Origin of the sequence: Pontibacillus sp. HMF3514, assembly GCF_009858175.1 — a bacterium.
GTDB lineage: Bacteria > Bacillota > Bacilli > Bacillales > BH030062 > Pontibacillus.
In genome coordinates this window covers 3,015,677-3,041,800 of record NZ_CP047393.1, presented here as the reverse complement: position 1 = coordinate 3,041,800, position 26,124 = coordinate 3,015,677, and the positions used below count along the sequence as shown (strand labels likewise).

24 protein-coding genes and 1 riboswitch are annotated in these 26,124 nt (G+C 39.6%); of the genes, 17 read left to right on the top strand and 7 right to left on the bottom strand.

Going from position 1 to position 26,124, the window contains the following annotated elements:
* The first annotated feature begins 208 nt into the window (after positions 1-208).
* From GS400_RS15575 to menC, 6 genes are read left to right on the top strand one after another with little or no spacing between them, the layout of a single operon-like run.
* Entirely contained in the window at positions 209-1,597 is a 1,389-nt protein-coding gene (locus tag GS400_RS15575) for an isochorismate synthase (protein WP_160103285.1), read from the top strand.
* The gene (menD, locus tag GS400_RS15570) at positions 1,594-3,333 is read left to right on the top strand and encodes a 2-succinyl-5-enolpyruvyl-6-hydroxy-3-cyclohexene-1-carboxylic-acid synthase (RefSeq protein ID WP_160103283.1); all 1,740 of its coding nucleotides are present in this window, start codon (positions 1,594-1,596) and stop codon (positions 3,331-3,333) included. Before GS400_RS15575 ends, menD begins: the two co-directional genes overlap by 4 nt.
* Before the next feature lie 18 nt (positions 3,334-3,351).
* On the top strand, positions 3,352-4,170 hold the full coding sequence (gene menH / locus GS400_RS15565; protein WP_160103281.1) for a 2-succinyl-6-hydroxy-2,4-cyclohexadiene-1-carboxylate synthase: 819 nt from the start codon (positions 3,352-3,354) through the stop codon (positions 4,168-4,170).
* 16 nt (positions 4,171-4,186) lie between these two features.
* On the top strand, positions 4,187-5,005 hold the full coding sequence (gene menB, locus GS400_RS15560) for a 1,4-dihydroxy-2-naphthoyl-CoA synthase (protein WP_160103279.1): 819 nt from the start codon (positions 4,187-4,189) through the stop codon (positions 5,003-5,005).
* A 60-nt stretch (positions 5,006-5,065) separates the two neighbouring features.
* A complete protein-coding gene (locus tag GS400_RS15555; RefSeq protein ID WP_160103277.1) occupies positions 5,066-6,550 on the top strand; it encodes an o-succinylbenzoate--CoA ligase in 1,485 nt (494 codons plus the stop codon).
* Entirely contained in the window at positions 6,547-7,647 is a 1,101-nt protein-coding gene (gene menC / locus GS400_RS15550) for an o-succinylbenzoate synthase (RefSeq protein WP_160103275.1), read from the top strand. The genes GS400_RS15555 and menC overlap by 4 nt, the downstream gene beginning before the upstream one ends.
* A gap of 666 nt (positions 7,648-8,313) precedes the next feature.
* Here the strand turns inward: menC and GS400_RS15545 are convergent.
* Entirely contained in the window at positions 8,314-9,306 is a 993-nt protein-coding gene (locus GS400_RS15545) for an ABC transporter substrate-binding protein (RefSeq protein WP_160103273.1), read from the bottom strand.
* Positions 9,307-9,499: 193 nt separating this feature from the next.
* Between GS400_RS15545 and GS400_RS15540 the strand changes: the two genes are divergently transcribed.
* Genes GS400_RS15540 through GS400_RS15525 form a run of 4 tightly spaced genes read left to right on the top strand, consistent with a single transcriptional unit; the run spans position 9,500 to position 13,143 of the window.
* Positions 9,500-10,504 (top strand): FecCD family ABC transporter permease, encoded by a 1,005-nt coding sequence (locus GS400_RS15540; protein ID WP_160103271.1) that lies wholly within the window; start codon positions 9,500-9,502, stop codon positions 10,502-10,504.
* Positions 10,501-11,550, top strand: a complete 1,050-nt coding sequence (locus tag GS400_RS15535; protein WP_160103269.1) for a FecCD family ABC transporter permease — start codon at positions 10,501-10,503, stop codon at positions 11,548-11,550. The genes GS400_RS15540 and GS400_RS15535 overlap by 4 nt, the downstream gene beginning before the upstream one ends.
* Positions 11,551-11,564: 14 nt before the next feature.
* Entirely contained in the window at positions 11,565-12,380 is an 816-nt protein-coding gene (locus GS400_RS15530; protein ID WP_027448880.1) for an ABC transporter ATP-binding protein, read from the top strand.
* A 4-nt stretch (positions 12,381-12,384) separates the two neighbouring features.
* Positions 12,385-13,143: an IucA/IucC family C-terminal-domain containing protein gene (locus tag GS400_RS15525; RefSeq protein ID WP_160103267.1), complete on the top strand. Its 759-nt coding sequence runs from the start codon at positions 12,385-12,387 to the stop codon at positions 13,141-13,143.
* A gap of 256 nt (positions 13,144-13,399) precedes the next feature.
* Here the strand turns inward: GS400_RS15525 and GS400_RS15520 are convergent, their stop codons facing one another.
* Positions 13,400-13,657, bottom strand: a complete 258-nt coding sequence (locus tag GS400_RS15520) for a DUF6154 family protein (protein WP_160103265.1) — start codon at positions 13,655-13,657, stop codon at positions 13,400-13,402.
* A gap of 121 nt (positions 13,658-13,778) precedes the next feature.
* On the opposite strand from GS400_RS15520, the gene GS400_RS15515 reads away from it, so the two are divergent.
* Together GS400_RS15515 and GS400_RS15510 are read left to right on the top strand one after the other, a co-directional pair.
* Complete coding sequence (locus GS400_RS15515) at positions 13,779-14,138, top strand: hydrolase (protein WP_160103263.1); 360 nt, start codon at positions 13,779-13,781, stop codon at positions 14,136-14,138.
* Between the two features lie 306 nt (positions 14,139-14,444).
* Positions 14,445-15,938 (top strand): glycine betaine uptake BCCT transporter, encoded by a 1,494-nt coding sequence (locus tag GS400_RS15510; RefSeq protein ID WP_160103261.1) that lies wholly within the window; start codon positions 14,445-14,447, stop codon positions 15,936-15,938.
* Between the two features lie 84 nt (positions 15,939-16,022).
* On the opposite strand, the gene GS400_RS15505 is transcribed toward GS400_RS15510, so the two are convergent.
* Positions 16,023-16,814 (bottom strand): DUF6612 family protein, encoded by a 792-nt coding sequence (locus GS400_RS15505; RefSeq protein WP_160103259.1) that lies wholly within the window; start codon positions 16,812-16,814, stop codon positions 16,023-16,025.
* A 162-nt stretch (positions 16,815-16,976) separates the two neighbouring features.
* Between GS400_RS15505 and GS400_RS15500 the strand changes: the two genes are divergently transcribed.
* Positions 16,977-17,582, top strand: coding sequence for a hypothetical protein (locus tag GS400_RS15500; RefSeq protein ID WP_160103257.1), 606 nt, complete (start codon positions 16,977-16,979; stop codon positions 17,580-17,582).
* Positions 17,583-17,619: 37 nt separating this feature from the next.
* A complete protein-coding gene (gene ytkD / locus GS400_RS15495) occupies positions 17,620-18,093 on the top strand; it encodes an RNA deprotection pyrophosphohydrolase (protein WP_160103255.1) in 474 nt (157 codons plus the stop codon).
* A 682-nt stretch (positions 18,094-18,775) separates the two neighbouring features.
* Here ytkD and GS400_RS15490 read toward each other — a convergent pair.
* The 3 genes from GS400_RS15490 to GS400_RS15480 are packed head-to-tail and all read right to left on the bottom strand — an operon-like array spanning position 18,776 to position 21,344.
* Positions 18,776-19,582, bottom strand: coding sequence for an ABC transporter permease (locus GS400_RS15490; protein ID WP_160103253.1), 807 nt, complete (start codon positions 19,580-19,582; stop codon positions 18,776-18,778).
* Positions 19,575-20,339, bottom strand: coding sequence for an ABC transporter ATP-binding protein (locus GS400_RS15485; RefSeq protein WP_160103251.1), 765 nt, complete (start codon positions 20,337-20,339; stop codon positions 19,575-19,577). The genes GS400_RS15490 and GS400_RS15485 overlap by 8 nt, the downstream gene beginning before the upstream one ends.
* Positions 20,340-20,351: 12 nt before the next feature.
* On the bottom strand, positions 20,352-21,344 hold the full coding sequence (locus GS400_RS15480) for an ABC transporter substrate-binding protein (protein ID WP_160103249.1): 993 nt from the start codon (positions 21,342-21,344) through the stop codon (positions 20,352-20,354).
* A gap of 112 nt (positions 21,345-21,456) precedes the next feature.
* On the opposite strand from GS400_RS15480, the gene GS400_RS15475 reads away from it, so the two are divergent.
* Positions 21,457-22,233: an alpha/beta hydrolase family protein gene (locus GS400_RS15475; protein ID WP_160104655.1), complete on the top strand. Its 777-nt coding sequence runs from the start codon at positions 21,457-21,459 to the stop codon at positions 22,231-22,233.
* A 36-nt stretch (positions 22,234-22,269) separates the two neighbouring features.
* On the opposite strand, the gene pckA is transcribed toward GS400_RS15475, so the two are convergent.
* Positions 22,270-23,859, bottom strand: coding sequence for a phosphoenolpyruvate carboxykinase (ATP) (pckA, locus tag GS400_RS15470; protein ID WP_160104654.1), 1,590 nt, complete (start codon positions 23,857-23,859; stop codon positions 22,270-22,272).
* Between the two features lie 185 nt (positions 23,860-24,044).
* Here pckA and GS400_RS15465 point away from each other — a divergent pair, with 185 nt between their 5' ends.
* Both GS400_RS15465 and metK read left to right on the top strand, forming a co-directional pair.
* Entirely contained in the window at positions 24,045-24,425 is a 381-nt protein-coding gene (locus tag GS400_RS15465) for a thiol-disulfide oxidoreductase DCC family protein (protein WP_160103247.1), read from the top strand.
* 69 nt (positions 24,426-24,494) lie between these two features.
* Positions 24,495-24,607: riboswitch (SAM riboswitch) on the top strand.
* Between the two features lie 259 nt (positions 24,608-24,866).
* Positions 24,867-26,066, top strand: a complete 1,200-nt coding sequence (gene metK / locus GS400_RS15460) for a methionine adenosyltransferase (RefSeq protein ID WP_160103245.1) — start codon at positions 24,867-24,869, stop codon at positions 26,064-26,066.
* Positions 26,067-26,124 lie beyond the last annotated feature (58 nt).

Sequence of the window (26,124 nt, the reverse complement as noted above, 5' to 3'; positions counted from 1 at the left end):
ATCCATTCTTTAGTTTAGGCAAAGTGCCCTATGGTGTCAATGACGGAGAAGGAAGTGAATGGGAATAATAAGCATAGGTTGAGGAATCGGGAAAAAGAGAATAAAATAAAAGATGGGAATTTATGAAATTAGATCAATTTTACAGAACGAGCCTAGTCTAAATAGACCATTGTCTCGAAGAAGTCCTTGAGGGATTGGAGGGCAATTTATGATTAGAACAACAACACATTATAATGAAAGACTCTATAAAGCTTTATCGCAAATTCACCATATTGAAACGCCTCAGCTTATTAGTGTAACGGAACAAATGGAAACAGCTGATCCATTTCGTTTTTATCAAGCTGGAAAGGCTTATCAAGGGGAACGTGTTTACTGGACAAGTACAGACGATGTTTTTACCTTAGTTGGAATCGGCTCTGCCTTTACATTGGAAGCCGGAGAGAACAGATTTAACACGATACAACAAGCGTGGAAAGCTTTGATAGAAGAAGCTGTTATTGATAACCCTTATGAATCATCAGGAACAGGACCTGTTGCATTGGGTGGTTTTTCATTCGATCCTCACGACCATTCAAGAACAGTGTGGGAGGATTTTCCGAATAGCAAGGTAAGCATTCCGATGTTTTTGCTAACAAAAACGGAGAGTGCAGATTATCTTACAGTTAATATTATGGTTCATCCTGAAGATGATATTGAGGATATTTATCAGTTTGTAACACAGGCTTATCAGGAGTTTTTGGAAGGTGGAACTTCAATAGATGAAATGCCACCTATAATAGGTAAGGAAGAGATTCAACCTTTAGAATGGAAAGATATTGTGAAACAAGCGACTCATGATATCCAATCAGGATACATGAGTAAAGTGGTGTTGGCTAGAGAACTAGAAGTAAATTTTGACCAAGATGTGAGTATTGTTTCAGTGCTTGATGCGTTACAACAAGAGCAACAGCAGAGTTATGTTTTTGCGATAGAGAGTGGAGATTCTTGCTTCTTAGGAGCTACACCTGAACGACTAGTTAAGGTGGATAACAGAGAACTGCATTCAGCTTGCCTAGCGGGTACGATTGCTAGAGGTGATACGGCTGAGGAGGATCAAGCACTTGGCGAGGAACTACTGCATGATAATAAAAACCTTCAGGAACATGATTTTGTTGTGCAAATGATCCGGGAGGCAGTGGAATCCTGTTGTGATCAAGTGCAAATTCCTAGTGAACCGGTGATTTATCCTTTGAGAAACCTTCAACACTTATACACACCAGTTGAAGCAAAACTTCGAGTTGGATATACCATTTTAGAAGTTGTAGAAAAACTCCATCCTACTCCTGCGTTAAATGGATACCCACGTCAAGAGGCTCTCTCTTATATACGTGAACATGAACCTTTTGATAGAGGGTGGTACGCTTCACCTGTTGGTTGGTTTGATTATAAGGACAACGGTGAATTTGCTGTAGCGATCCGTTCTGGTTTGGTTAAGAAGAACAAAACTGTGCTGTATTCAGGTTGTGGAATTGTAGAAGATTCTATGCCTGAAGCGGAATATGAGGAAACAGCTATAAAATTCCTCCCTATGTTAAATGCGCTAGGAGGAAGAACATGAATCATACAGAATCGTTAACGAGATACGTGGGACATTTTATTGATGAATTAGTGGCTAGCGGTGTAGATAATATTGTTATTTCACCCGGATCACGCTCAACCCCACTTGCTATGACAGCAGCTGAACATACTGGGATGAACCATTGGATCCAGCTGGATGAACGATCAGCTGCCTTTTTTGCTCTTGGTATGGCAAAGCAGCAAAAGAAACCCGTAGCATTAGTCTGTACATCTGGAACGGCAGCGGCTAACTATTATCCTGCTATTATCGAAGCCTATTATAGTCGAGTCCCGCTAGTTATTTTAACTGCAGATCGACCGCACGAACTTCGAAATGTTGGAGCTCCACAAGCGATTGACCAGATTCATATGTATAGCCATTTCGTGAAATGGTTTCAAGAGGTTGCGCTGCCTGAGAGCTCCGATAAAATGCTCCGTTATATTCGAAGTATAGCTGCTCGGGCTTGTCATACAGCCTCAGATGGTAACCAGGGTCCAGTTCACTTGAATTTTCCATTTCGTGAACCTCTTGTTCCAGACTTTACGCTAGAGAATGTTTGGGGCAGACGGACGAAAGGCTTTCAGACTCACATTAAAGGGAAACGTCATTTAGACCCTCAAAATTTGGCCTTTTTGAAACAGAAGATTCAATCTGGAAAAAAAGGTCTAATCGTATGTGGGCCTCAATGGGATGGAGAACTTCCAGAACAAGTTACCCAACTAGCAAAAGTATTGCAGTTACCTATTTTAGCAGATCCTTTATCGCAGATAAGAGCAGGGGAGCATGAAAAGGATCATGTTATTGAATCCTATGATGCTATTCTAAAAAGTACTAAATTAAGAGGGAAAATGAAGCCTGACTTTATCATTCGTTTTGGTGCTATGCCTGTATCCAAACCTTATATGCTAATGTTAAAAGAGAATCAGGATATATCTCACTTCGTTGTAGAAGATTTTGAAGGTCATCGTGAGCCTACGACAAGTTCTACAGAGTTTATTTATGCGGATGGAAAAGCGTTGTGTAAAGCATTAGCTCAAGAGAGCTCTGATTTGTTTTTTGATAAAGAGTGGTTAAAGTTTTGGCAAGATTCCAATCGTATAGCCAAGGCTACTCTTCTAGAAGATAGAGGTGAAGAGCCTGTAACAGAAGGGCATGTTTTTAGTGAATTAATGGAGTTGTTACCAGAGCAAGGTACGATTTATGTGGGGAATAGTATGCCTATACGTGATCTGGATACATTTATGTTTACAAGTCCTAAATCCATACGCGTATTAGCTAATCGAGGTGTAAATGGAATTGACGGATTAGCTTCCAGTGCACTTGGAGCTGCTGCACATGGCGAAGAAGTAACGCTGATATTAGGTGACTTATCGTTTTTCCATGATTTAAATGGATTGCTTGTAGCCAAACAATATGGAATACGTTTACGAATCATTGTGATTAATAATCAGGGTGGAGGAATCTTCTCTTTTCTTCCTCAAGCGCAGCATCCCGATCATTTTGAAGCCTTATTTGGAACACCTCTCGATATTGATTTTGAGAAAGTCGTCTCCATGTATGGAGGGGCATTTTCACGTGTGGAATCATGGTCTCATTTACGTGAAGAATTGTTAGAAATACGTGAAGGCTTGTCAGTCATTGAAGTCATGACAAGAAGAGATGAAAATGCAAATTGGCATCGGTCCAAATGGAAAGCTGTTGAGGAAGCTATTGAGAATGAAATTGATGATTTATAAAATGAGGAGGACTTCAAATTGTATAGGCACATAAATCAAATCAAGTATAGGATTGATATACAAGGTGAAGGTCCTCCTGTATTACTTTTACATGGTTTCACAGGAAGTTTACATACATGGGATCAACTTGTTGAAAACCACAAAGACTCACTTCAATTTATCCGAGTGGATTTACCGGGACACGGAGAAACAATTGGGGGTACTGATTTCACAATGGAATCTGTATGTGGTGATTTGAATGATTTACTTGATGAGCTCTCACTACCAAATGTCCATGTTCTAGGGTATTCAATGGGAGGTCGTACTGCTTTATCATTTGCGATGCTCCATCCAACTCGTGTTCGTTCTCTTCTTTTAGAGAGTGGCAGCCCTGGTCTTGATTCAACGCATGAACAGTTAGCTAGACAGGTGAAGGATGAAGGGTTAGCAGAAGAAATTGAAAATAATGGAGTAGAGCAATTCGTTGCTAAGTGGGAAAACTTACCGATGTTTGAGAGTCAAAAAAAATTATCTTCAGCTATACAGGAATCCATCCGTCACGAACGATTAAACCAATCGCCCTCTGGACTAGCAGCATCTCTCAGGGGAATGGGGACGGGGATTCAACCGTCTTGGTGGGACAAATTGTCCGTATTTCCGAGAAAGGTGTTATTGTTGACAGGTGAGAAGGACGACAAATTCTGCAATATTTCCAAGGAAATGAACGAACACTTCCAAGATTCTACACATAAAATAATTTCTCAAGCTGGACATGCAATTCATGTGGAACAACCACGAATTTTTGGTACAATAGTGAGGGAATTTCTTTTAGAAGTAGAAGAATATGAAAACGCTTAATGGAGGAGGAGATCATATGACAGTTGAATGGGTAAATGAACGTCATTATGATGATATTTTATACCAGACTTATAATGGTATTGCGAAAATTACAATTAACCGTCCTGAGGTACGCAATGCATTCCGACCACATACAGTACAAGAGTTGCTTGATGCATTTGCATATGCTCGCGACGATTCTAGTATTGGTGTAATCGTGTTGGCAGGTGCTGGCGACGATGCATTCTGTGCTGGTGGTGACCAGAAAGTACGCGGGCATGGCGGTTATGTTGGAGAAGATGAGATTCCACGTTTAAATGTACTTGATTTACAACGTTTAATCCGTGTTATTCCTAAACCGGTAGTAGCAATGGTATCTGGTTACGCTATTGGAGGAGGACATGTACTCCATGTCGTGTGTGACTTAACGATTGCAGCAGATAATGCGATCTTCGGTCAAACAGGTCCGAAAGTAGGTAGCTTTGATGCTGGATATGGTGCTGGCCTACTCGCTCGTATGGTTGGTCATAAGAAAGCTCGTGAAATTTGGTACTTATGCCGTCAATATACGGCTAAGGAAGCAGAAGACATGGGACTTGTAAATACAGTTGTTCCTGTGGACAAGCTTGAAGAAGAAACGGTTCAATGGTGTGAAGAGATGCTTGAGAAGTCTCCGACAGCGCTACGTTTCTTAAAAGCATCTTTCAACGCAGATACTGATGGATTAGCAGGTCTTCAGCAAATGGGCGGAGACGCTACGTTACTTTATTACACAACAGAAGAGGCAAAAGAAGGTCGCGATGCGTTTAAAGAAAAACGTAAGCCAGACTTCAAACAATTCCCTCGTTTCCCATAAAAAGATTAAGCCCTTGCTCAAGCAAGGGTTTTCTTATTTTAATTAGAAAGGATCGATCCTATGAGTACTGAAATGATTCCGCATTGGTTAGAGAAGCGAGCATTTTTAAGTCCAGATGACACAGCGATCATTTTTGAAGGGAATACGTATTCATTTCAAGATTTACAACACAAAGCTAAAACCCTATCTTCTCAATTACATGCGCTTGGAGTTCATGATGGAGACCATGTCGCGATTTATCATAAAAATAGTGTGGAAATGGTCTGCTTAGTCCATGCTCTAACTTACTTGGGAGCCGTAGGTGTTATGTTAAATACTCGTTTAACTGCTAAAGAGATTTCATTTCAAGTCTCTGATGCTGAATGTTCGAATATTATTCATGATGGCGATATCCCAGACATTCAAGATATTCCTTCAACTACAAGACTCATTTCATTTAATGATCTATTTCAACTAGAACCGGAGCCTTGCTCGTTTTACACAGAACTTCCTCAAGATAAACCCTACACAATTTTATATACATCTGGTACTACTGGTTCGCCAAAAGGGGTGGTTTTAACCTATGGAAATCACTGGTGGAGTGCAGTTAGTTCTGCTTTGAATTTAGGACTAAGCGATAATGATAAATGGTTAGCTGCTCTTCCATTATTTCATGTTGGTGGACTTTCGATCTTAATGAAGAGTGTCATATATGGTATGCCAGTATATCTTCTTTCCGCTTTTGAGACGGAGCGTGTTCATAATGCGATCATGAATGAAGGCGTAACCATGGTTTCAGTTGTATCGGTTATATTGAATCGTTTGCTAGACCGTTTAGGTGAGGAGCGTTACCCAGAAGCTTTTCGTTGCATGCTCTTAGGAGGTGGACCAGCTCCTAAACCGTTGTTGGAAAAGGCGAAAGCGAAAGAGATACCTGTTTTTCAAACGTACGGTATGACAGAAACCTCCTCACAAATTGTGACCCTCAGTCCTGGAGATGCGCTGAAGAAACTCGGATCTGCTGGAAAGGCACTTTTCCCTGCTCAACTCTCCATTCAAATTGAAGAACGTGAAGCTGGTGCCAATGAAGTAGGAGAAATTACGGTAAAAGGACCTATGGTAACAGAAGGGTACTTTAAACGACCTGAAACAAATGAGGAAACGATAAAAGATGGCTGGCTCGCAACGGGGGATCTGGGTTATGTTGATGAAGAAGGTTTTCTTTATGTCGTGGACCGTCGTAAGGACCTTATTATTTCAGGGGGGGAGAACATTTACCCTGCTGAAATTGAAAGTGTGTTAAGTGGCATTGATGGAGTGATTGAAGCTGGTGTAATCGGTAAAGAAAGTAGCGAGTGGGGAGAGGTACCTGTTGCTTTTATAGTTGGGGACCACCAGGCAGATTTGGACCAAGATTTGGTTGTAAAGTATTGCGGAGAGAAATTAGCAAAATATAAAGTTCCTAAAGAAATCTATTTTGTAGATCATCTTCCACGAAATGCTTCAAATAAAGTTTTAAGAAGAGAATTGGTGCACTGGCTAAAGCAGAGGAGACACATGGAATGAGAGTAAGGGAAATCAAATTATATAAAATAGCTATGAAATTAAAGTCTCCATTTCGTACACATGCTGGCGCGGTTCATAATCGTGAGGGTATTCTTGTAGAAATGACCGATGAAGATGGTGTCAGTGGATGGGGGGAAGGCGTTGCATTCTCATCGCCTTTTTATACTGCTGAAACCGTGGAAACTTCCTGGCACATGATGCGAGATGTCTTTTTACCAGATATTAAAAATGAGGAGATATCACACCCAAGCGATATTTACGAGTGCTTGAAACCTTATCAAGGTAATGAAATGGCTAAAGCTGGACTTGAAGGAGCGGTGTGGGATTTATATGCAAAACAAAAAGGAGTTCCTTTATCTCAAGTAATAGGTGGAGTCCATGATTCATTACATACAGGTGTTGTTTTAAGTCTAGATGATAAATTGGAAGAGCTTATGCCTTATTATTTAGATGAGGGATATGAGCGCTTTAAAATAAAAGTACGTAAAGGAAGAGAACGAGAAGATGTGGAACTCGTTCGTGAACTAGCTCCGAATGCTTCTGTTATGTTTGATGGTAATGGCGCTTATACAGAAGAGGATATATCTCATTTAGCATCTTTAGATGATTTAGGGCTTCTAATGATTGAGCAACCTTTTGAAGCGGGAGATTTTTATCTTCATCAACAGCTGCAACAAAAAATGAACACTCCTATATGTCTTGATGAGAGCATCACTAATGAGCATGATGCTTATCAAGCTATACAACTAGGAGCTTGTAAAACCATTAACATTAAAATTGGACGAGTTGGAGGGTTAACAGAAGCGATCAGAATTCATGACTTATGTATGAAGCATGATATTCCTGTTTGGTGTGGTGGGATGCTTGAGACAGGTATATCCCGTGCGCACAATATTGCACTTGCCTCTCTACCAGGCTTTACAATCCCAGGTGATATATCAGCTTCGTCGAGATATTGGTATCAAGATGTTATAGTACCTGAGGTTACGGTAGAAGAGGGGAGAGTTCAGGTGCAACAACAAGATGGAATAGGATACGAGATTGATCGATCCTATTTGGAGTCAATTACGAAAGAAACATATGGTTTTCAGTTATAAGGCTTTGCTTAGGGACTTATTCAGTTTTATGGCAGTAATCTGGAATAAGCATCTGAGTGAGAGGGTGGGTTCGTTGCTTTTGTGAGGCGTGGGGGTCATTGAAACGGCAATACTCCTGCGGAAGACCGTCCAAGCCTCCTCATCCGCTACGCTCCTTGCGGGGTCTCGGCCGCCCTTTCTACCGCGGGAGTTTGCCGTTTCCTTCCCCCCATTGGAATGTAGGTTAACGACCCCAGCTCTAATTAGTTGATCTTCCATAGCGCATCAAAAGTATTATATGTAGATCAGAAATGCCATAAAAACGCTTTATCTCAGGACTCTAACCCTCTTTTATCTTGTTAAGGTGCAACTAACAAATACCAAACAGAAACACTTATTACGCTGCGGTTCCGTTAATCTCATTACGGCTAAGGTGGGCTGGGAAACGGGCTGACTCCTCCGGAAAAACGGGCGAGCGAGACCCCGCAAGAAGCGTAGCGGATGAGGAGGCTCGATCGTTCGTCCGGGGAAAGCAGCCCGTTTCCCAGCCCGCCGCACTCCATTAAAGCAACGGAACCATACTCACCTTATCTCGAAATCAAGTCTTCCAGATAAGGGGGCTTTAATGGAAGATAGTTAAATGTAAAAAAGCTTGCCCCTGTATAGAGGCAAGCTTTTTAAATGGGTTTATTCTTCGTCTTTAAGCATAATTTCTTCTAAGTCATTAACCATTTCACGAGCTGCAAGTATTCCGCCAGCTGTGTTCCAGATTGCGTCACTTACTTTGTGAACATTTTCTTGTTTAGAAACTTCTAAGTTCTTGAATAATGGATCATTTGTCCACTCTTCTTCAAGTTGAGTTGCTGCACCATCACCCGTTTCATAGGTGAAGTAGAACATGATGTCACCATCCATGTCTGGGATGCGTTCTTTCGTAGCTTTTTCCATGAATTTGTTTTTATCTTGTGGAGCTGGACGCTCAAAACCAATTTTCTCTAGGATTACTCCTGAGAAAGAATCTTTCATATAAATACGGGCATGGTCAGGTAAGAAACGAACAACAGAAACTTTTTGGTTTAGTTTGTCACCAGCTTTTTCTGCAAAGTTGTTTAAGCTTTCATCAAATTGCTTGAGAAGTTCTTGACCTTTTTCTTGCTTGTTTAGAGCTTTAGCATATACTTTGAAGTTCTCTTGCCATTCACCTTTAAGTGTTTCGGAGAAGATTGTCGGTGCAATCTCATTAAGTTGTTCATAAATTTTTTCTTGGCGAAGTTTGTTCCCGATAATAAGATCAGGATTTAGTGAAGCGATTTTCTCAATGTTTACGTTAGATTCAGTACCAACAACTTCAACGCCTTCCATTTTGTCGGAAATATGGTCATACCAAGGATCGCCTGTCCATGATTTAACCGCGCCTACTGGTTTAACCCCAAGTGATAGTAATGCTTCTGTACCTTCGTTTGTAAGGATAACAACCTTTTCTGGCTTTTCTTTAACTGTTGTTTCACCCATAGCATGTTCTACTGTATATGGTTCGAAATTGCTTTCTTTTTCTTTATTGGAATCAGACTGAGATTGATTATCTGATGATTCTTCGTTAGCAGATCCACATGCAGCTAGCATGCTTGCGCCTAATACCAATATAAATGTAAGTATAAAGCCTTTTAATGAGATTTTCATAGTTATGTCCTCCTAATTGATTATGATTCTCAATACCAATTAGTATATTAGCCTATAGAGGATTACCCGTCAATACTAAATGAGAATAAATTTCAACAATTATTGAAAATGATTCTCAAAATCGTTGACACAATGCCTATAGACTCCTACACTTAAAAGTGTTAGAACGTTTGTATTTTAAGGAGAAACGACCATGTTATTCGAGTCAACAAGATTAAAAGGCATTGGATTTTTCATCGGTACAATCATTTTATTGATATGTATGTGGCTGAGCTTAGTCTTAGGATATACAGACGTTTCATATATGGATGTGTACCAGGCTTTTACCGCATTTGATGGATCCAATACGCACATTGTCATTCGAAACGAGCGATTATCAAGAGTCCTTATGGCGACTTGTGTTGGTGCATCACTCGCTATAGCTGGCGCACTTATGCAAGCACTTACACGGAACCCACTGGCTTCTCCTGGGATTTTTGGAGTTAATGCAGGAGCATCTTTCTTTGTCGTCCTCGCCGTTGCTTTTTCTAGAACACTTCCACTAAGTCAAATGGCTTGGATTTCATTTGCAGGTGCAGCTTTTGCGGCGGTTATCGTTTATGCAATCGGTTCCTATGGTCGAGAAGGCCTAACGCCGGTTCGTCTCACTTTAGCTGGAGCTGCAATAGCTGGATTGTTTAGTTCTTTTACTCAAGGGATCCTCGTATTAAATGAAAAAGCTTTAGATGAAGTGCTTTTATGGCTAGCTGGTTCCATTCAAGGAAGGAATATAGAATATCTTCAATCTATCTTTCCTTACTTTGTGGCCGCATGGATTGGAACACTTCTTATTAGCAGACACATCAACATCTTAACGATGGGTGAAGATGTAGCTAAAGGACTTGGACAGAAGACAGGATGGATCAAAGTAGGTGCAGGCATTTTAATCGTACTTTTAGCCGGTGGAGCAGTGGCTATAGCCGGGCCAATAGGGTTTATCGGGATTGTAGTACCTCACTTTGCACGAAGTATAGTTGGCTATGATTACAGATGGCTGTTACCATACACTGCAATTCTCGGTGGAATTTTACTTCTACTAGCAGATGTCAGTGCGCGTTTTGTCATCATGCCACAAGAGGTTCCTGTCGGAGTGATGACAGCGATCATTGGTACACCATTCTTCATTTATATCGCTCGTAAAGGATTGAAATCCACATGAGAAAGTATATTTCATTTCGAACAAATCGTTTCTCTTTCTTCTTAGATAAAAAAGGATTAGGATATTTTAGTTTATTTTTCTTAGTAGCCTTAATCATTGCCTACCTATCTGTTTCGCTTGGTGAATACATTGTTTATCCAAGTGATGTATTCCAGGTTTTAATGGGTAACGGTGAAAAAATGCATTCCTTCATTATTACAACACTTAGACTTCCTAGGTTATTAGTTGCTTTATTTGTTGGGATTGGCCTTGCTACAAGTGGGGCTATATTGCAAGGGATGATACGAAACCCACTTGCATCACCTGATATCATAGGAATTACTGGAGGCGGATCTTTTGCCGTAGTGATGTTCCTAACGATATTTAGTGACAAAAGTGATTCGTTATCCGTAAGTATTCATTGGCAACCTGTTGCTGCGTTTTTAGGCGCCATGATTATTGGGTTGCTTGTTTATATATTAGCGTATCAAGACGGTGTATCTCCGATTAGAATCATTTTAATAGGAATCGGATTGTCCACCTTAACACAAGCCTTAACAACATTGGGTATGATTCTAGGTCCGATCTATCGGGCTTCTCAAGCTAACATCTGGTTAACAGGGAGTGTTTATGGAGCGAATTGGGACCATGTAAATATAATTGCCCCGGTAATACTCGTTTTAGTAACCATATCGTTATTGATTGCAAGAAGAATTAACGTCCAGGAGCTTGGAGATGATCTTGCAGCTGGAGTGGGATCACACTTACAACGTGATCGTTTATTATTTCTAATCATAAGTACAGCACTTGCAGGTGTTGCTGTTTCGTTTGCAGGCGGAGTTGGGTTTGTTGGATTAATGGCACCACATATTGCAAGAAGACTTGTAGGTTCTTCGTATGGTGCACTTATTCCAATATCGGCCCTAATTGGAGGTATCCTTGTTATGGGGGCTGACTTAATTGGGCGTACTGCTTTTCTTCCGCTTGAAGTGCCGGCTGGTGTATTTACAGCTTCGATAGGTGCCCCTTACTTCATCTACTTACTTTTCAGAAGTAAGAGGTCATAAAAGGAGAGATGGACATGAACTCTTTAACAACGAAAGATTTAATATTAGGTTATGGAGAGGAAACGATTATTGACTCTCTTGATATTGATATTCCTGAAGGTGAAATCACGGTTTTTGTTGGGGGAAATGGTTGCGGAAAGTCAACGTTACTTCGTTCCATGGCTCGTTTATTAAAACCGAAGGATGGAGAGGTAGTTCTTGATGGTGAAGCTATTGCAAAGCTATCTACAAAAGAAGTAGCAAAGCAATTAGCCATTTTACCACAAAGCCCAGTAACCCCAGAAGGTTTGACCGTGCTTCAACTAGTGAAGCAAGGCAGATATCCATACCAATCATGGTTTAAGCAGTGGTCCAATGAGGACGAAGAAGCTGTAGAAGAGGCGCTTCGTGTTACCAATATGACAGAATTCAAGGAACGTAGTGTCGATTCGCTATCAGGTGGCCAACGTCAACGTGCATGGATTGCCATGACCTTAGCTCAGGATACGGACATTATCCTCCTTGATGAGCCGACTACGTACTTGGATATGACGTATCAAATTGAGATTCTGGACTTATTATTTGAACTAAATGAGCGAGAAGGTAAGACCATTGTGATGGTTTTACATGATCTGAACTTAGCATCTCGGTATGCGAATCATATCGTTGCCCTTAAAGAACGTGGCATTTATGCACAAGGTAAACCAGAAGATGTAGTGACATGTCAATTCGTCCAGGACGTTTTTGAGATGACATGCAATGTTATGACAGATCCTTTATTCGGGACGCCAATGTGTATTCCACATGGAAGGGGTCGTTGTCTCATTCAGCAGCAAAGACAAAGTGGGTGATATTATGGCTTCTTATTTAGATCAAGAAGAGGTCCAGCTGCTAAGTGAACATTTTAAATATTATAATCCAATAGTAGATGACCATGAAAAGCCACTTGATATTGTGTATGGGGAAGAGTTATACACAAAAGAAGGACTTCAAGTTCTTTTAGATAAACTACACGTGTATTGGGAATCTGAGGATAAGCTTGCGACTGCTTCAATGTTTTCAAAGCGTATTGGTATTTATATGGTTACGACTTATTTGGTACCCATGACCTTATTTTCCAAAATGCCTGGCATCGATAAAAAAGGTATTCAGATGATCCGTTTAGATGAAAACTCCCTTTGGTTTCCTAAGTGGAAGAATGACAATGCCCTAAATAGTGTTCAAGAAGATCAAGACCGTGAAGAGTGGGTTAAAGAACAGGTTACGCTTTTAATTAAAGAAATGATTCTTCCACTATTTCAAAATGTCCATCAAATTACGAAATTACCTATGAAAACGATGTGGGAGAACTTAGCTATTTATATCTATTGGTTTTATGAACAGTATTATTCTAAGATAGCAAATGAAGAGGTCCAGAGACGGGCTCAAGAGGATTTTAAAGTGATTAAAGATGATCTGAGTGGAGAAATCTTTCAAAGTAAACGTAACCCACTTGCTCAACTACAATACCAGCCTTGTCAGCCTGATGGAGCTCATATGAGAAAGTTATGTTGTCTTACTTATAGAATGAATGATGAAAGTAAATATTGCCGAACATGCCCAAACCGTCCTTAATGGTTGAGGGCTTTTTAATATGGGGAAATCTAGAGATGTCTAATAGTCAGTTAATAGATAATAGACTAGAAATGAACACAAAAAAGAGCGCAGGTGACGTCCATGCGCTCTTTTTATAGGAGAGTTAAAGATAACTGACAACCAATAAGTCTTATCTTACCTCTATTATATCGTATTTTGCACAAAAATATACCTTTATTGAGAGATTTATGCAACTTTTATACTAAAAGTTTTACAAAAATGTGTATTAAGGGTTTCAATGAATTTTCTTCCTTTTTTGTTCAATAGGCTGAAAAGGTGTTGGTGTAAGCGTTTTCTTTTTATTTGTATCAATATACTCTAGAACGGATGAAGCAACAAGGTCTTGAAGTTCCTCTTTTTTGCAGTCTTGCAGTATGTGAATCAAATCCTCGTGGTCTAACTGTTCTAATATGGAATAAACAAAAATCGGTAAATGGTCTTCTTTTGAAAAGTGTTTTTTATATAACGCTAAAAGGTCATCAGCAAACTTCATCTTTATCTTCCTTTCTCTTAGTAAAACCCTCACTTTGTACATTACCTTATGCAAGTTTTTAGAAATGTTGTTCATAATTATTAAAAAGAAAGTAAAAAGTAACACTAGGAGGGTGAAAAAGATGGAAGAAGAGAAGAAAACGTTCTATATAAATTTAGGTTCACAAGAGATTTCTCAAATTAAAGAAGGGAACAATGATGCTTTTACGATTCAGGCCACAGAGGAAGAGATGTTCCGTTTACGTCAGGTTTTGAATGAAGTATTCAATGCTGATGAACGATCATTTTGGAGGTCACATATTCCTTTCCGTCATTATTCAAAGGATGAGGATAATGATGAATATGATTATGAGATGAGACATGCTTATCAAATGATTTATGATCTGGGCGATGAAAAAACAAAAGCTTTCATCGAAGAAATTGGTATGAAACAGGATGAAGAACCAGATGAAGTTTATGATGAGAAAAACCCTTTGGAATAATCCAAAGGGTTTTTTGCTCTTTAAACTTAAGATTTTAACAAACGAGTTTATCGACATATCGCCATATATTCTTAAATTTTATAAAGGAGCTGATTACATCTTAAATCACTGAGAAATCAGTATTTATAAAGCTTCTTATAGTACAGAAGCATTCGACATTTTTCAACAAAATTTTATATAGTTTTAGTCTTAATCGTTGACTTTGGTATGAAAAATGTTAAACTTACATCCGGAACAAATCGTTTGTATCAAATGTACAGTTTAAACTTTACATCTTGTTACATATGACCTATGAAAGGGGATTTCATGAGAAAAGTCACACCTGTATTTTGGATTTCAATTGCAATTGCAGCGGTTTTTGTCCTTTGGGGAATTATCGCTCCAGAAAACTTAGGAGATCAAACAGGAAAGATACAAGCATTCTTATCAGCTAAGTTTGGTTGGTTTTATTTACTTACAGTAGCTATATTTCTAATCTTTTCAGTATATTTAATTTTCAGTCCTTACGGAAAGTTACGATTAGGCCAACCTAATGAAAAGCCTGAGTATAATAAAGTAACTTGGTTTGCTATGTTATTTAGTGCTGGTATGGGAATTGGACTTGTGTTCTGGGGGTCAGCAGAACCACTTGCCCACTTTGCAAGCCCACCAACTGGGGATGCAGAGACAACAGAAGCAGCAAAAAAAGCTTTACGTTATGCATTCTTCCACTGGGGCTTTCACGTATGGGCAATCTATACTGTGATTGCATTAGCGATCGGGTATTTCAAATTCCGTCGTAATGTACCTGGTGTTATTTCCGCAACATTCGAACCGTTACTTGGAGATCGTGCGAACGGACCAATCGGTAAAGCAATTGATGTAATTGCTGTATTTGCAACAATTTTTGGTGTTGCAACATCGCTTGGCCTTGGAGCTAAACAAATTGCTGGTGGATTATCTTATATTACAGCAATTCCAAACAACTTAACGACTCAATTTATTATCATTGCCATCGTTACTGTGCTATTTATGATTTCAGCATGGAGCGGCTTAAGTAAAGGTATTAAGTATTTAAGTAATATCAATATTGTTCTTGCGATTGGGTTAGTCGCTGCAGCTCTAGTGCTAGGTCCAACCGTATTTATTATGGATTCTTTCACTACAACATTAGGAGCTTATTTCCAAAACCTACCAATGATGACGTTCCAAATGGCTCCGTTAAGTACAGAGCACAATGGATGGATTCAAGGTTGGACAGTATTCTACTGGGCATGGTTCATTTCTTGGTCTCCATTCGTTGGAACGTTTATTGCCCGCGTATCAAAAGGGCGTAGTATCCGTGAATTTGTTATGGGTGTTTTAATCGTACCAAGTATCTTTAGTGCATTCTGGTTCGCCGTATTCGGTGGTTCAAGCTTAAAACAAGAACTAGATAATCCAGATATCGGTTTAACAAGCTTACCAGCAGAACAAGCTCTATTTGGAACATTTGAAGCACTTCCTATGGGAATGATTTTAACCATTATTGCAATTGTGTTAATTAGCACATTCTTTATCACTTCCGCAGACTCTGCAACATTTGTTTTAGGTATGCAGACGACAAACGGTAGTTTAAACCCACCTAACGTAGTGAAGTTTAGCTGGGGAGTTATTCAAGCAGCAATTGCAGCAGTTCTATTGGCTTCAGGAGGTTTAGGTGCGTTACAAACAGCAGCGATTGTGTCAGCCTTCCCGTTCGCCATCATACTGCTCTTCATGGTTTGGTCGCTTCTGAGAGCATTGAAAGAGGATGCAAAGGCAGCGAATCTTAAAAAATAGCAATCAATCAAAAAGGCTATGACATCCTGTCATAGCCTTTTTACATGCTTTATAATGTTGGGTACTTTTAAAATAGGTTTCGTCTTATGACGGCCCCATAGGCATTTCTTGTGCGTTGTTTTTAACTTCTTCTGGAACAGTAATTTCTTCGATTTCATTATACTTGCTATATGTCGCGTGAATTTTTTCTTTGATAATAGATTTTTCACCATTTTGTTCGATCTCAAGATCCATGCTTAAATCAAGAGCTTTAGGGTAATAGTTATCTTTGTTAACCGTAAACTTATAGTCTAGTTTCTTAATTGAAATGTTTTTTAATACATCGTCATTTATAGCGTTATTTGGGAGGTTTTGCTTGAGCATCTCTTTTACAAAACCTTTCATTTTGTCTTCAGAAGAGGAGACGGATAATACAAAGCTATTTTCTTTCTCTTCTAGATTAAAGTCTTCTACGTATTTTTTCAGTTGTTCCAATTGTTCACCAGGTTTTTGCTGTGCCTGACTCATTTGCGTTAATTGGTCCATCATGCTTTTTGGCGCCTTTACCCATTGATCTGTACCAGGTTGTTGCATATACATGCCATTTTCTGTGTAATACATCTCAACGGATTGACCCATGATTTCCATAGTTTGATGGAGCGCCATAGGATCTATAACAACCTTACCTTTTGTAGTAATCGTTGTTTTTTGTGCAGGAATACCAGGCATGGACATATCCATATCCATGTTCATATCCATTTGATAGCTATTTAGTTCATTGCTAGCCTCAATCGCATTGTTGTAGATATCCTGAAGGCTTTTTTCTTCTCCAGAACAACCTGCAAGAGCAAGTATAAGGGCAATAGCACTAACTGCCATTGTTATAAATCTTTTCATGTTTGTTTCCTCCTTAAGTATTTCTAATTTATTAGTACGGTTGAGAGACGATTAGGTTTCATCAAAGTGAATTTTTTGATTTTGATGTTTATCTCCCCCTCATACAAGGAATAATTTAAGTAGAGCATCTTATGAGATAAAAAAAGGGGGGGACAGACATCCATGAATGCTACAACAATACGAAAAAAATTAGGTATCTTGACACTGGTTTTCGTTATGACAGCCCTGTTCACCATGCAACAATCCACATATTCTATTAATGCAGAAGGTACAAAAGGAAACGAAGTACAATCACATTCAAATCGTGCAGATATTAGTTTCCGTAAACATTCAGAAGATAAAACACTACTTGCTACAACCAATACACATTCTACCAAAGGGCAGAATTTGAAGCATGAGGATATTGTCCAATTAACTGATCAATTTATGAAGAAATTAGTTCAAAAGACAGACGATCAAAACAGAGTTCTTGAGTTCGAAAGTAAAAACGAATTAATAAAGTCTTTTCAATCCATAACAACAACTTCTCTTGCAAAGAAATATATTGATTATTATTATAAAGAATATAATGATGATCTATTTATTGTTCCAACCGAAACGCCACCTTGGTTCATGCAAGACAAAGATTATGAAAAAACAGTTCAAGATAATGGACTAGTTCATGTGAAACAACATAATAAAACAGAACTATATGGTGCGTACACGGTCGAATTTACATTTAAACAAATGGATGGAAAATGGAAGATCATTGAAATTAAGCACTCATAACATTGGATATGAAGCATTTAAAGGCAGTTGATCGTTCTTGTACACTTTTTATGATTATTACAACAATGAGGTGAAACTTTCATTTACCCACCATCCTTTTTCAGCGAATCCCAAGCATGTTTGGGTCATTGCTCGCTATCAGGGGCAATGGCTCCTCACAAAGCATAAGGATCGCGGCTTAGAGTTTCCTGGAGGTAAAGTGGAAAAAGGGGAAACCCCATATGAGGCAGCCGTTCGAGAGGTTCGTGAAGAAACAGGAGGCATCGTTGAAGACCTAACGTATATTGGTCAATATTTTGTTGATGGTAAAGCTGGTCGCATTATAAAAAACATTTATTTTGCGAATATTTCAGATTTGGCTAAACAAACAAACTATTTTGAAACGAAGGGCCCTGTACTGATAGATCGATTACCTCAATCGATAGCAAAAAATCCTTCTTATAGCTTTATGATGAAGGATAAGGTCTTGCCTCGTAGCCTAGAGTATATCGAGAAAACACAGCTTCTTTAAGGAGCTGTGTTTTTTATTGGCTAATTTTGGTGCGATGTAGAATAAACGCTTTATTCATTAAAGCCCCCTTATCTGGAAGACTTGGAATCGAGATAATGTGCGTATGGTTCCGTTGCTTTAATGGAGTGCGGCGGGCTGGGAAACGGGCTGCTTTCCCCGGACGAACGATCGAGCCTCCTCACTCACTTCGTTCCCTGCGGGGTCTCGCTCGCCCGTTATTCCGGAGGAGTCAGCCCGTTTCCCAGCCCACCTTAGCAGAATGGTGATGAACGGAACCGCAGCCTAATAAGTGTGTCTATTTGAATTTTTTAGTTGCACCTTTACAAGATAGAAAAGGGTTTGAATCCTGATATAAAGCGTGTTTATAGCATTTCTGATCTTCATATAATATTTCTGATGCGCTATGGAAGATCAACTAATTAGAGCTGGGGTCGTTAACCTACATACCAATGGGGGGAAGGAAACGGCAAACTCCCGCGGTAGAAAGGGCGGCCAAGACCCCGCAAGGAGCGTAGCGGATGAGGAGGCTTGGACGGTCTTCCGCAGGAGTATTGCCGTTTCAATGACCCCCACGCCTCACAAACGCAACGAACCCACCATCTCACTCAGAAGTTTATTCCAGATAACTGCCATTTAACTGAATAAATGCAAAAGAGGCTTTCTCTAATAGAAGCCTCTCCACTTATTGCTTGATTAATCGTTTTTCCAATCGTTCCACCAACTGATACATAATAGCAGCGAAGATCGCGATCATCATCAGACTTGATAACACGAGTGTGAAATCGAAAACTTGGAATCCGTATATAATGAGATATCCTAACCCTTTCTGCGATACAAGAAATTCTCCTACAATAACACCGACCCACGACAGTCCGACATTTACTTTAAACGTTGAAATGATCGTTGGAAATGATGCAGGTAACACAGCTTCTTTAAAGCATTGGTAGCGATTCGCACCAAAGCTATTCAATACTTTTAAATAATTTTCATCGACACCCTCGAATGCAGAGTAGACCACAATCGTTGTGATGATGACTGAAATAATTGCCCCCATAGCAATAATTGAAAAGTATCCAGGTCCAAGGGCTACGATAATAATAGGTCCAAGGGCAACCTTAGGCATGGCATTTAATATGACTAGGTAAGGATCAGATATTTTGGATACCTTCGGGAACCACCATAGGATCGCAGCTAACAATATACCAAGAAAAGTACCTACTAGGAATCCTGCTACAGTTTCAAATAAGGTGACTTGCATATGCAAAAGCAAGCTTCCGTCTGTAAACTTTTTCACTAAAAGATTAATGATTTTTGATGGAGAGCTGAAAAGTAATGGATCCACCCACTGCAAACGGCTGCTCATTTCCCATACTGCAAAAAACAGGACACAAATGAAAACCTGCCATACCCTTATTGATTGTTTCTCTTTTTTTAACCTTTTTTCATATTGCTCGAAACGCTTTTGATCTGATAAAGGAGTTTTACTCAAGCTTATTCAACTCCTTCCATATGTCTTGAAATAAAGCATTGAAATCATTGTGTTGCCTTGCATCAAAGGGAGATAACGTTTTTAGGTGAGAAGGAACATCAAATCTTTTTGAAAGTCGACCAGGGTTTGCACTCAATAAATATATGGAATCGCTCATGGCGATCGCTTCTCCAATATCGTGGGTTACAAGTAGAGAAGTTTTGTTATAACTTCTTAAGGTTTGTGAGACTAAGTCCTCTAATTTAAGCTTCGTCTGGTAATCTAAAGCAGAGAAGGGTTCGTCGAGTAGAAGGATTTTTGGATCTGTCATTAATGTTCTGGCTAATGCAACTCTCTGCCGCATACCTCCTGATAGTTGAGAAGGATAGGATAGTAAAACATTCCCCAATCCTATTTCACTCAATATCGAGGCGGCTTTTTGTTTGACTAGTTCTGATCGCTCTCCTTGAATATATGGACCTAGCACAACGTTTTGTTCAATTGTTTTCCACGGAAAGAGATAATCTTGTTGAAGCATATAACCAATACTAGCTTTTTGTTCTCTTAAGGGTTTTTGGTCAATTAAAACCTGGCCCTCAGTTGGTTGCAGTAATCCGGCAACGATAGAAAGTAGTGTAGTTTTCCCGCAGCCACTTGGGCCGAGGAAGGACACAAAAGACCCTTCCTCAACGGACAGTGAAATATCTTCAATCGCTTTTGTAAACCCATTTTTGGAATAGTATTGGTGTGATATATTTTTTAAATCGAGGAATGCCATAGCACTCCCTCCTTACTTCTTGATAACATCCTTAGCGATGTCAGTATTCACGAGTGTGTTATGTTGTACATCTTCTGGTAGCTCACCTGCTTCTTCCATAATCGCTTTTAGATTGTTCCATTCCTCCTCATCTAGGATTGGATCTGTAGCGAAAGAGCCTTGGCTTTTATAACGCTCCGCCACAATTTCGATAAGCTCTAAGTCTGAGTCTTCAAAATAGGGCTGGATAACTTCTGCGATTTCTTTAGCACTGTGTTCTTGAACCCATGTTTGTGCTTTATGAAGAGCACGTGTGAATTTTTCAATGGATTCTTTGTTTTCATCCATGTAACTTTGTTTGGCCATAAATACGGTATAAGGAACGTGACCTGATTCTGTACCGAATGAAGCGACAATATGGCCTTTACCTTCTCGCTCAAAAACACTAGCTGTTGGTTCGAAAAGCTGTACATAATCACCTGTTCCCGACGCAAATGCATTTGGAATATTGGCGAATTCGACATTTTGAATAAGATTCAAGTCTTCGTGCGGATCGATTCCTTTCTGCTTTAAAACGTATTCTCCTACCATCTGAGGCATGCCGCCTTTTCGTTGACCTAAGAAAGTGCTACCTTTCAGATCTTCCCATTTAAAGTTTGGTTGTTCTTCGCGTGCTACTAAGAAGGTTCCATCTGTTTGAGTAAGTTGGGCGAAGTTAATAACAGGGTCATTTGCGCCACGAGCTTTTACATAAATAGATGTCTCAGATCCAACTAAGGCAATATCTGCTCCATCAGATAGCAAGGTGGTCATAGTTTTATCTCCACCCCAGGTTGTTTTCAAATCTACTGAAATTCCTTCTTCTTCAAAAAAGCCTTTCTCTAAAGCTACATATTGTGGTGCATAGAAAATGGATCGAGTTACTTCAGCCACTCTTATTTCCGTTGACTCATTAGAACACGCAGCTAAGGGTAAAATAAGTACAAATACCAGTGAAGCATATAACAACAATCGTAATTTTTTCATTGCAGGTCATCCTCCTGTAAGATCATTAATATAAGCTACAGCTATCGTATGCCGATAATAAAAATTGTGTGAATGCCTATATAAAGTTCGTTTATAAAGGAGACATGGTATGATTGATGGAACTATTATTAAAAAACAACGTTATCCATCTCCGAATCCAAGCTTAAAAGTATATCTTGTGACCTATTGGAGTGATGGCTTAAGGGTGAAGGGGTTTTTAGTAGAGCCAATACAAAAGGGGAGTTATCCTGGCTTCTTATATTTAAGAGGTGGAATAAAAAATGTCGGCAAGGTACGAATTGGTCGCATTATACAATTTGCCGCTCAAGGGTTTGTTGTGTTTGCGCCGTGTTACCGAGGGAATTTAGGAGGAGAAGGACGAGAAGATTTTGCTTTAAAAGACCGAGCTGATGCAAATAATGGAGCAAGACTGTTACAGGCTCACCCACAAGTAAATGGGGAAGTGAATGTATTCGGCTTTTCTCGAGGTGGCGTAATGGGGCTCTGGACTGCAATAGAAGTACCTGGAATTCATAAAGTAGTTTGTTGGGGAGGCGTTAGTGACGTAACGTTAACTTATAAGGAACGAAAAGATTTACGTAGAATGCTGAAGCGTGTAGTGGGCGGTACTCCGAATAAGTTTCCAGAGCGTTATGAAGCAAGAAATCCATTATCAGGGTTAGATGAATTAAAATCTCCGGTTTTAATTATTCATGGGGCTTATGATGAAAATGTTTCGGTTGAACATGCTCATTTGCTGGAAGATCGCTTACGTGAATTGGACATTCCATTTACGAGTTGGATTTATCATGATTTGGATCATTATTTCCCACCAGCAGTTAACAGACGAACAGTTGAACAATTATCCAAATGGCTTAAAGAAGAATAAAACCGGCTCCTGGTGGAAGCCGGTTTTTTCATGGATTTATTTTTTATATGTTGGACCAGCATTACGAATTGCTTCGCTAAGGCCGTCGAATTTATTAAAGTTATCATGAAATTTCATTGCAAGCTCTTGGGCTTTTTCTGTGTACTGTTCTTTATCATTCCAAGTTGACTTCGGAATAAGAACGTTATCTGGTACACCTGGGCAGTGAGTAGGAACCGTTAATCCAAAGATTGGGTCCTTAGCTGTTTCACAGTTATTTAATTCTCCTTCAAGAGCTGCTTGAATCATTGCTCTAGTATGAGAAAGCTTCATTCTGTGACCTTCACCATATGGTCCGCCAGTCCATCCTGTATTCACTAAGAATACATTTGCATTGAACTGATCAATTTTCTCACCAAGCATCTCAGCGTAAGTGGATGCATGAAGCGGTAAGAATGGTGATCCAAAGCAAGTTGAGAATGTTGCTTCTGGAGATGTAACACCACGTTCCGTTCCAGCCAGTTTGCTTGTATAACCGCTTAAGAAATGATACATCGCTTGCTCTTTTGTTAATTTTGAGATAGGTGGGAGAACACCAAATGCATCAGCCGTTAGGAAAATGATCGTGTTTGGGTGACCAGCTAAACTAGGCTGAACAATGTTATCGATATTTTGGATTGGATAGGCTGCACGTGTATTTTCTGTTAAGGATGTATCGTCATAATCTGGGTGTCTTGTATCTGAGTCAACCTTTACATTTTCTAAAACAGATCCAAAACGAATAGCATCATAGATTTGTGGCTCTTTTTCACGAGTGAGGTTAATACATTTTGCGTAGCAACCTCCTTCGATGTTGAATACACCATTATTGGACCATGCATGCTCATCATCCCCAATTAGACGACGGTTCGGATCAGCGGACAAAGTTGTTTTTCCTGTTCCCGAAAGTCCAAAGAATAGAGCTACGTCACCTTCTTGCCCGACGTTAGCAGAGCAGTGCATAGGAAGCACATCTTGCTGTGGAAGCAAGTAGTTCATCACAGAGAAGATGGATTTTTTAATTTCTCCTGCGTATTCTGTACCTCCGATTAAAACGATACGATGCTTGAAAGACACCAAAATGAATGCTTCAGATTTTGTACCATCAACCATAGGATCTGCTTTAAAAGAAGGAGCAGAGATTACCGTGAATGCGGTTTCATGATTGTCCAACTCACCCTCTGTTGGACGTATAAACAATTGATGGGCAAATAAATTATGCCAAGCATATTCGTTAATTACCTGTAGAGGTAAGCGGAATTTTTCATCAGAACCAGCGAACCCCTTAAATTCAAAGAGTTCACTTTTTTCTTTTAGATATTTTAGAACTTTAGCGTATAATCCTTCAAAAATTTCTTCAGAGATCGGTTGATTTACAGATCCCCAGTCTACAAGGTCTTTAGAAACTTCATCTTCAACAATAAATTTATCTTGAGGAGAGCGTCCTGTATAACGACCGGTTTCAGCACAAACAGCACCTGTAGCTGTTAAGCTCCCTTCTCCACGTTGAAGGACTTTCTCTACTAATTCAGCAACAGATAAATTTTTCCAAATATTTGATTGAGCCAACAAATCCGTTAATTTTGATTTTTGATTAACCGTATTCATCTTAAAGAACCTGCCTTTTCCATAAGTTTCATGATAACCGTCATGAGACGCATATGTTATTTTACGTATAAATAGTATAACACAATTAACTAAATCGTCCATACTAATATTTTCGTATTTATCAAATGCTTTATGGAGGGTGTTATTGATATACTATTGATAACATCATAAAGGTTGTGAATAAAATGCGTAAAACAATGGTACTGTATGACCGTTATTGCTTTTTATGCCAACAGTCTAAGAAGTGGGTAGAAAAATTGGATTGGTTAAATCGGTTGTCCTGGGTCTCTCTACAAGAGTACACTCAGAAGCATACCATTTCTGATGATAAAATAAAGGCTATGAAAGCTGAACTACATGCTATTACTCCAGATCAAAAGGAACATGTTGGATATCACGCAATGAAAGTGATTTTGATTCGATGTCCATTAACATTCGTGGTTGGTCTTCTAATGTATATACCCAAATCTGGTATTGTTGGTAAACCTGTTTATCGATTTATTGCCAAAAATCGTTACCGACTCTTTAAGTCCAAATGTGAAAATGGGTCATGCAGTATTCATTAAGCATGGGAAAACCCTGCGCAAGTTGACATGAGAATGTGAGAACGATATGATATATTTCGAACGGAAACTCTCTTATCCAGAGTAGGTGGAGGGACAGCCCCTGTGAAGCCCAGCAACCGTCACCATTTTCGGTGAAAAGGTGCTAACCTGATGCAAGGTGATATAACCTTGAACGATAAGAGCGAATGGATCCCTTTCCCTTTGCTCGAAATAGTGGGAAAGGATTTTTTATTTTATAACTACTTTTTTATACTTCATTCGTTTATATCTTCTGCACACACACCAGGAATGAATAGAACCTTTCACTTTAAACTAATGTGAAAGTCCATCTCTTTATCTCATAGAATACGAAACTGGGTGATGAGTTCCGTCTAAAAAATTAATGAGGGAAAATCTTTTTAGATGAAGGTAAGGTTTTTCTTGAAGGAGGAGTTCGAGGGAATGGCTGCAAATCGCCGCTTATTCACATCAGAATCTGTAACAGAAGGACATCCAGACAAAATCTGTGACCAGATTTCTGACGCAATCTTAGATGAAATTTTAAAAAATGATCCAAACGCTCGAGTAGCTTGCGAGACAACGGTTACAACCGGTTTAATTTTAGTTTCTGGTGAGATTTCTACAAACACATATGTAGATATTCAAACCATTGTTCGTCAAACGATTAAAGATATTGGTTACACGCGTGCGAAGTTTGGTTTTGACGCAGAAACATGCGCTGTACTTACTGCAATTGATGAGCAATCTGCGGACATCGCTGCAGGAGTAAATACCGCACTTGAAGCACGTGAAGGTCAGATGACAGATGAAGAAATTGAAAATATTGGGGCAGGAGACCAAGGTCTAATGTTTGGATATGCTTCCAACCAAACACCTGAACTTATGCCACTACCAATTTCTCTAGCTCATAAATTATCTAAACGCTTATCTGATGTTCGAAAAGATGAGACTTTAGAATACTTGCGTCCTGACGGAAAGACACAGGTGACAGTTGAGTATGATGAAGACGACAAGCCAGTTCGCATTGATACGATTGTCATCTCAACTCAGCACCATCCTGAAGTTACATTAGAACAAATCCAAGAAGACCTTAAGGAACATGTTATTGGACCAGTTGTACCAAAAGAATTACTAGATGAAGACACGAAATATTTCATTAATCCAACTGGCCGATTCGTAATCGGTGGCCCACAAGGTGATGCGGGTCTAACAGGACGTAAACTCATAGTAGATACCTACGGAGGTTATGCACGTCATGGTGGAGGAGCCTTCAGCGGTAAGGACGCAACAAAAGTTGACCGTTCTGCAGCATATGCGGCACGCTATGTTGCGAAAAACATTGTAGCAGCAGGATTAGCGGAATCTTGTGAGGTTCAGCTAGCATACGCGATCGGCGTTGCTCAACCTGTTTCGATTTCAGTGGATACATTTGGTACAGGGACAGTATCAGAAGAGAAACTAGTTGAAGCGGTTCGCAAAATCTTTGACCTCCGCCCTGCCGGAATCATCAAGATGCTAGACCTACGCCGACCAATCTACCGCGACACAGCAGCATACGGACACTTTGGCCGTACAGACGTTCAATTCCCATGGGAACAAACAGATAAAGTGGATGAATTGAATGCGTTGGTGAAGGAATAATATTTGGGAGAGCGCACTCTTAGGGGTGGGCTCTTTTTTTTGCATTCTCAGGTTCGAA

Coding starts and splice junctions, on each gene's coding strand:
- GS400_RS15520 (WP_160103265.1), bottom strand. CDS start 13,657: ATGAAGTTTGCTGATGACCTTTTAGCGTTATATAAAAAACACTTTTCA.
- GS400_RS15555 (WP_160103277.1), top strand. CDS start 5,066: ATGAGTACTGAAATGATTCCGCATTGGTTAGAGAAGCGAGCATTTTTA.
- GS400_RS15510 (WP_160103261.1), top strand. CDS start 14,445: ATGAGAAAAGTCACACCTGTATTTTGGATTTCAATTGCAATTGCAGCG.
- GS400_RS15465 (WP_160103247.1), top strand. CDS start 24,045: ATGCGTAAAACAATGGTACTGTATGACCGTTATTGCTTTTTATGCCAA.
- pckA (WP_160104654.1), bottom strand. CDS start 23,859: ATGAATACGGTTAATCAAAAATCAAAATTAACGGATTTGTTGGCTCAA.
- GS400_RS15500 (WP_160103257.1), top strand. CDS start 16,977: ATGAATGCTACAACAATACGAAAAAAATTAGGTATCTTGACACTGGTT.
- GS400_RS15540 (WP_160103271.1), top strand. CDS start 9,500: ATGTTATTCGAGTCAACAAGATTAAAAGGCATTGGATTTTTCATCGGT.
- GS400_RS15515 (WP_160103263.1), top strand. CDS start 13,779: ATGGAAGAAGAGAAGAAAACGTTCTATATAAATTTAGGTTCACAAGAG.
- GS400_RS15505 (WP_160103259.1), bottom strand. CDS start 16,814: ATGAAAAGATTTATAACAATGGCAGTTAGTGCTATTGCCCTTATACTT.
- menB (WP_160103279.1), top strand. CDS start 4,187: ATGACAGTTGAATGGGTAAATGAACGTCATTATGATGATATTTTATAC.
- GS400_RS15530 (WP_027448880.1), top strand. CDS start 11,565: ATGAACTCTTTAACAACGAAAGATTTAATATTAGGTTATGGAGAGGAA.
- GS400_RS15525 (WP_160103267.1), top strand. CDS start 12,385: ATGGCTTCTTATTTAGATCAAGAAGAGGTCCAGCTGCTAAGTGAACAT.
- GS400_RS15480 (WP_160103249.1), bottom strand. CDS start 21,344: ATGAAAAAATTACGATTGTTGTTATATGCTTCACTGGTATTTGTACTT.
- GS400_RS15485 (WP_160103251.1), bottom strand. CDS start 20,339: ATGGCATTCCTCGATTTAAAAAATATATCACACCAATACTATTCCAAA.
- menD (WP_160103283.1), top strand. CDS start 1,594: ATGAATCATACAGAATCGTTAACGAGATACGTGGGACATTTTATTGAT.
- menC (WP_160103275.1), top strand. CDS start 6,547: ATGAGAGTAAGGGAAATCAAATTATATAAAATAGCTATGAAATTAAAG.
- GS400_RS15575 (WP_160103285.1), top strand. CDS start 209: ATGATTAGAACAACAACACATTATAATGAAAGACTCTATAAAGCTTTA.
- GS400_RS15545 (WP_160103273.1), bottom strand. CDS start 9,306: ATGAAAATCTCATTAAAAGGCTTTATACTTACATTTATATTGGTATTA.
- metK (WP_160103245.1), top strand. CDS start 24,867: ATGGCTGCAAATCGCCGCTTATTCACATCAGAATCTGTAACAGAAGGA.
- GS400_RS15535 (WP_160103269.1), top strand. CDS start 10,501: ATGAGAAAGTATATTTCATTTCGAACAAATCGTTTCTCTTTCTTCTTA.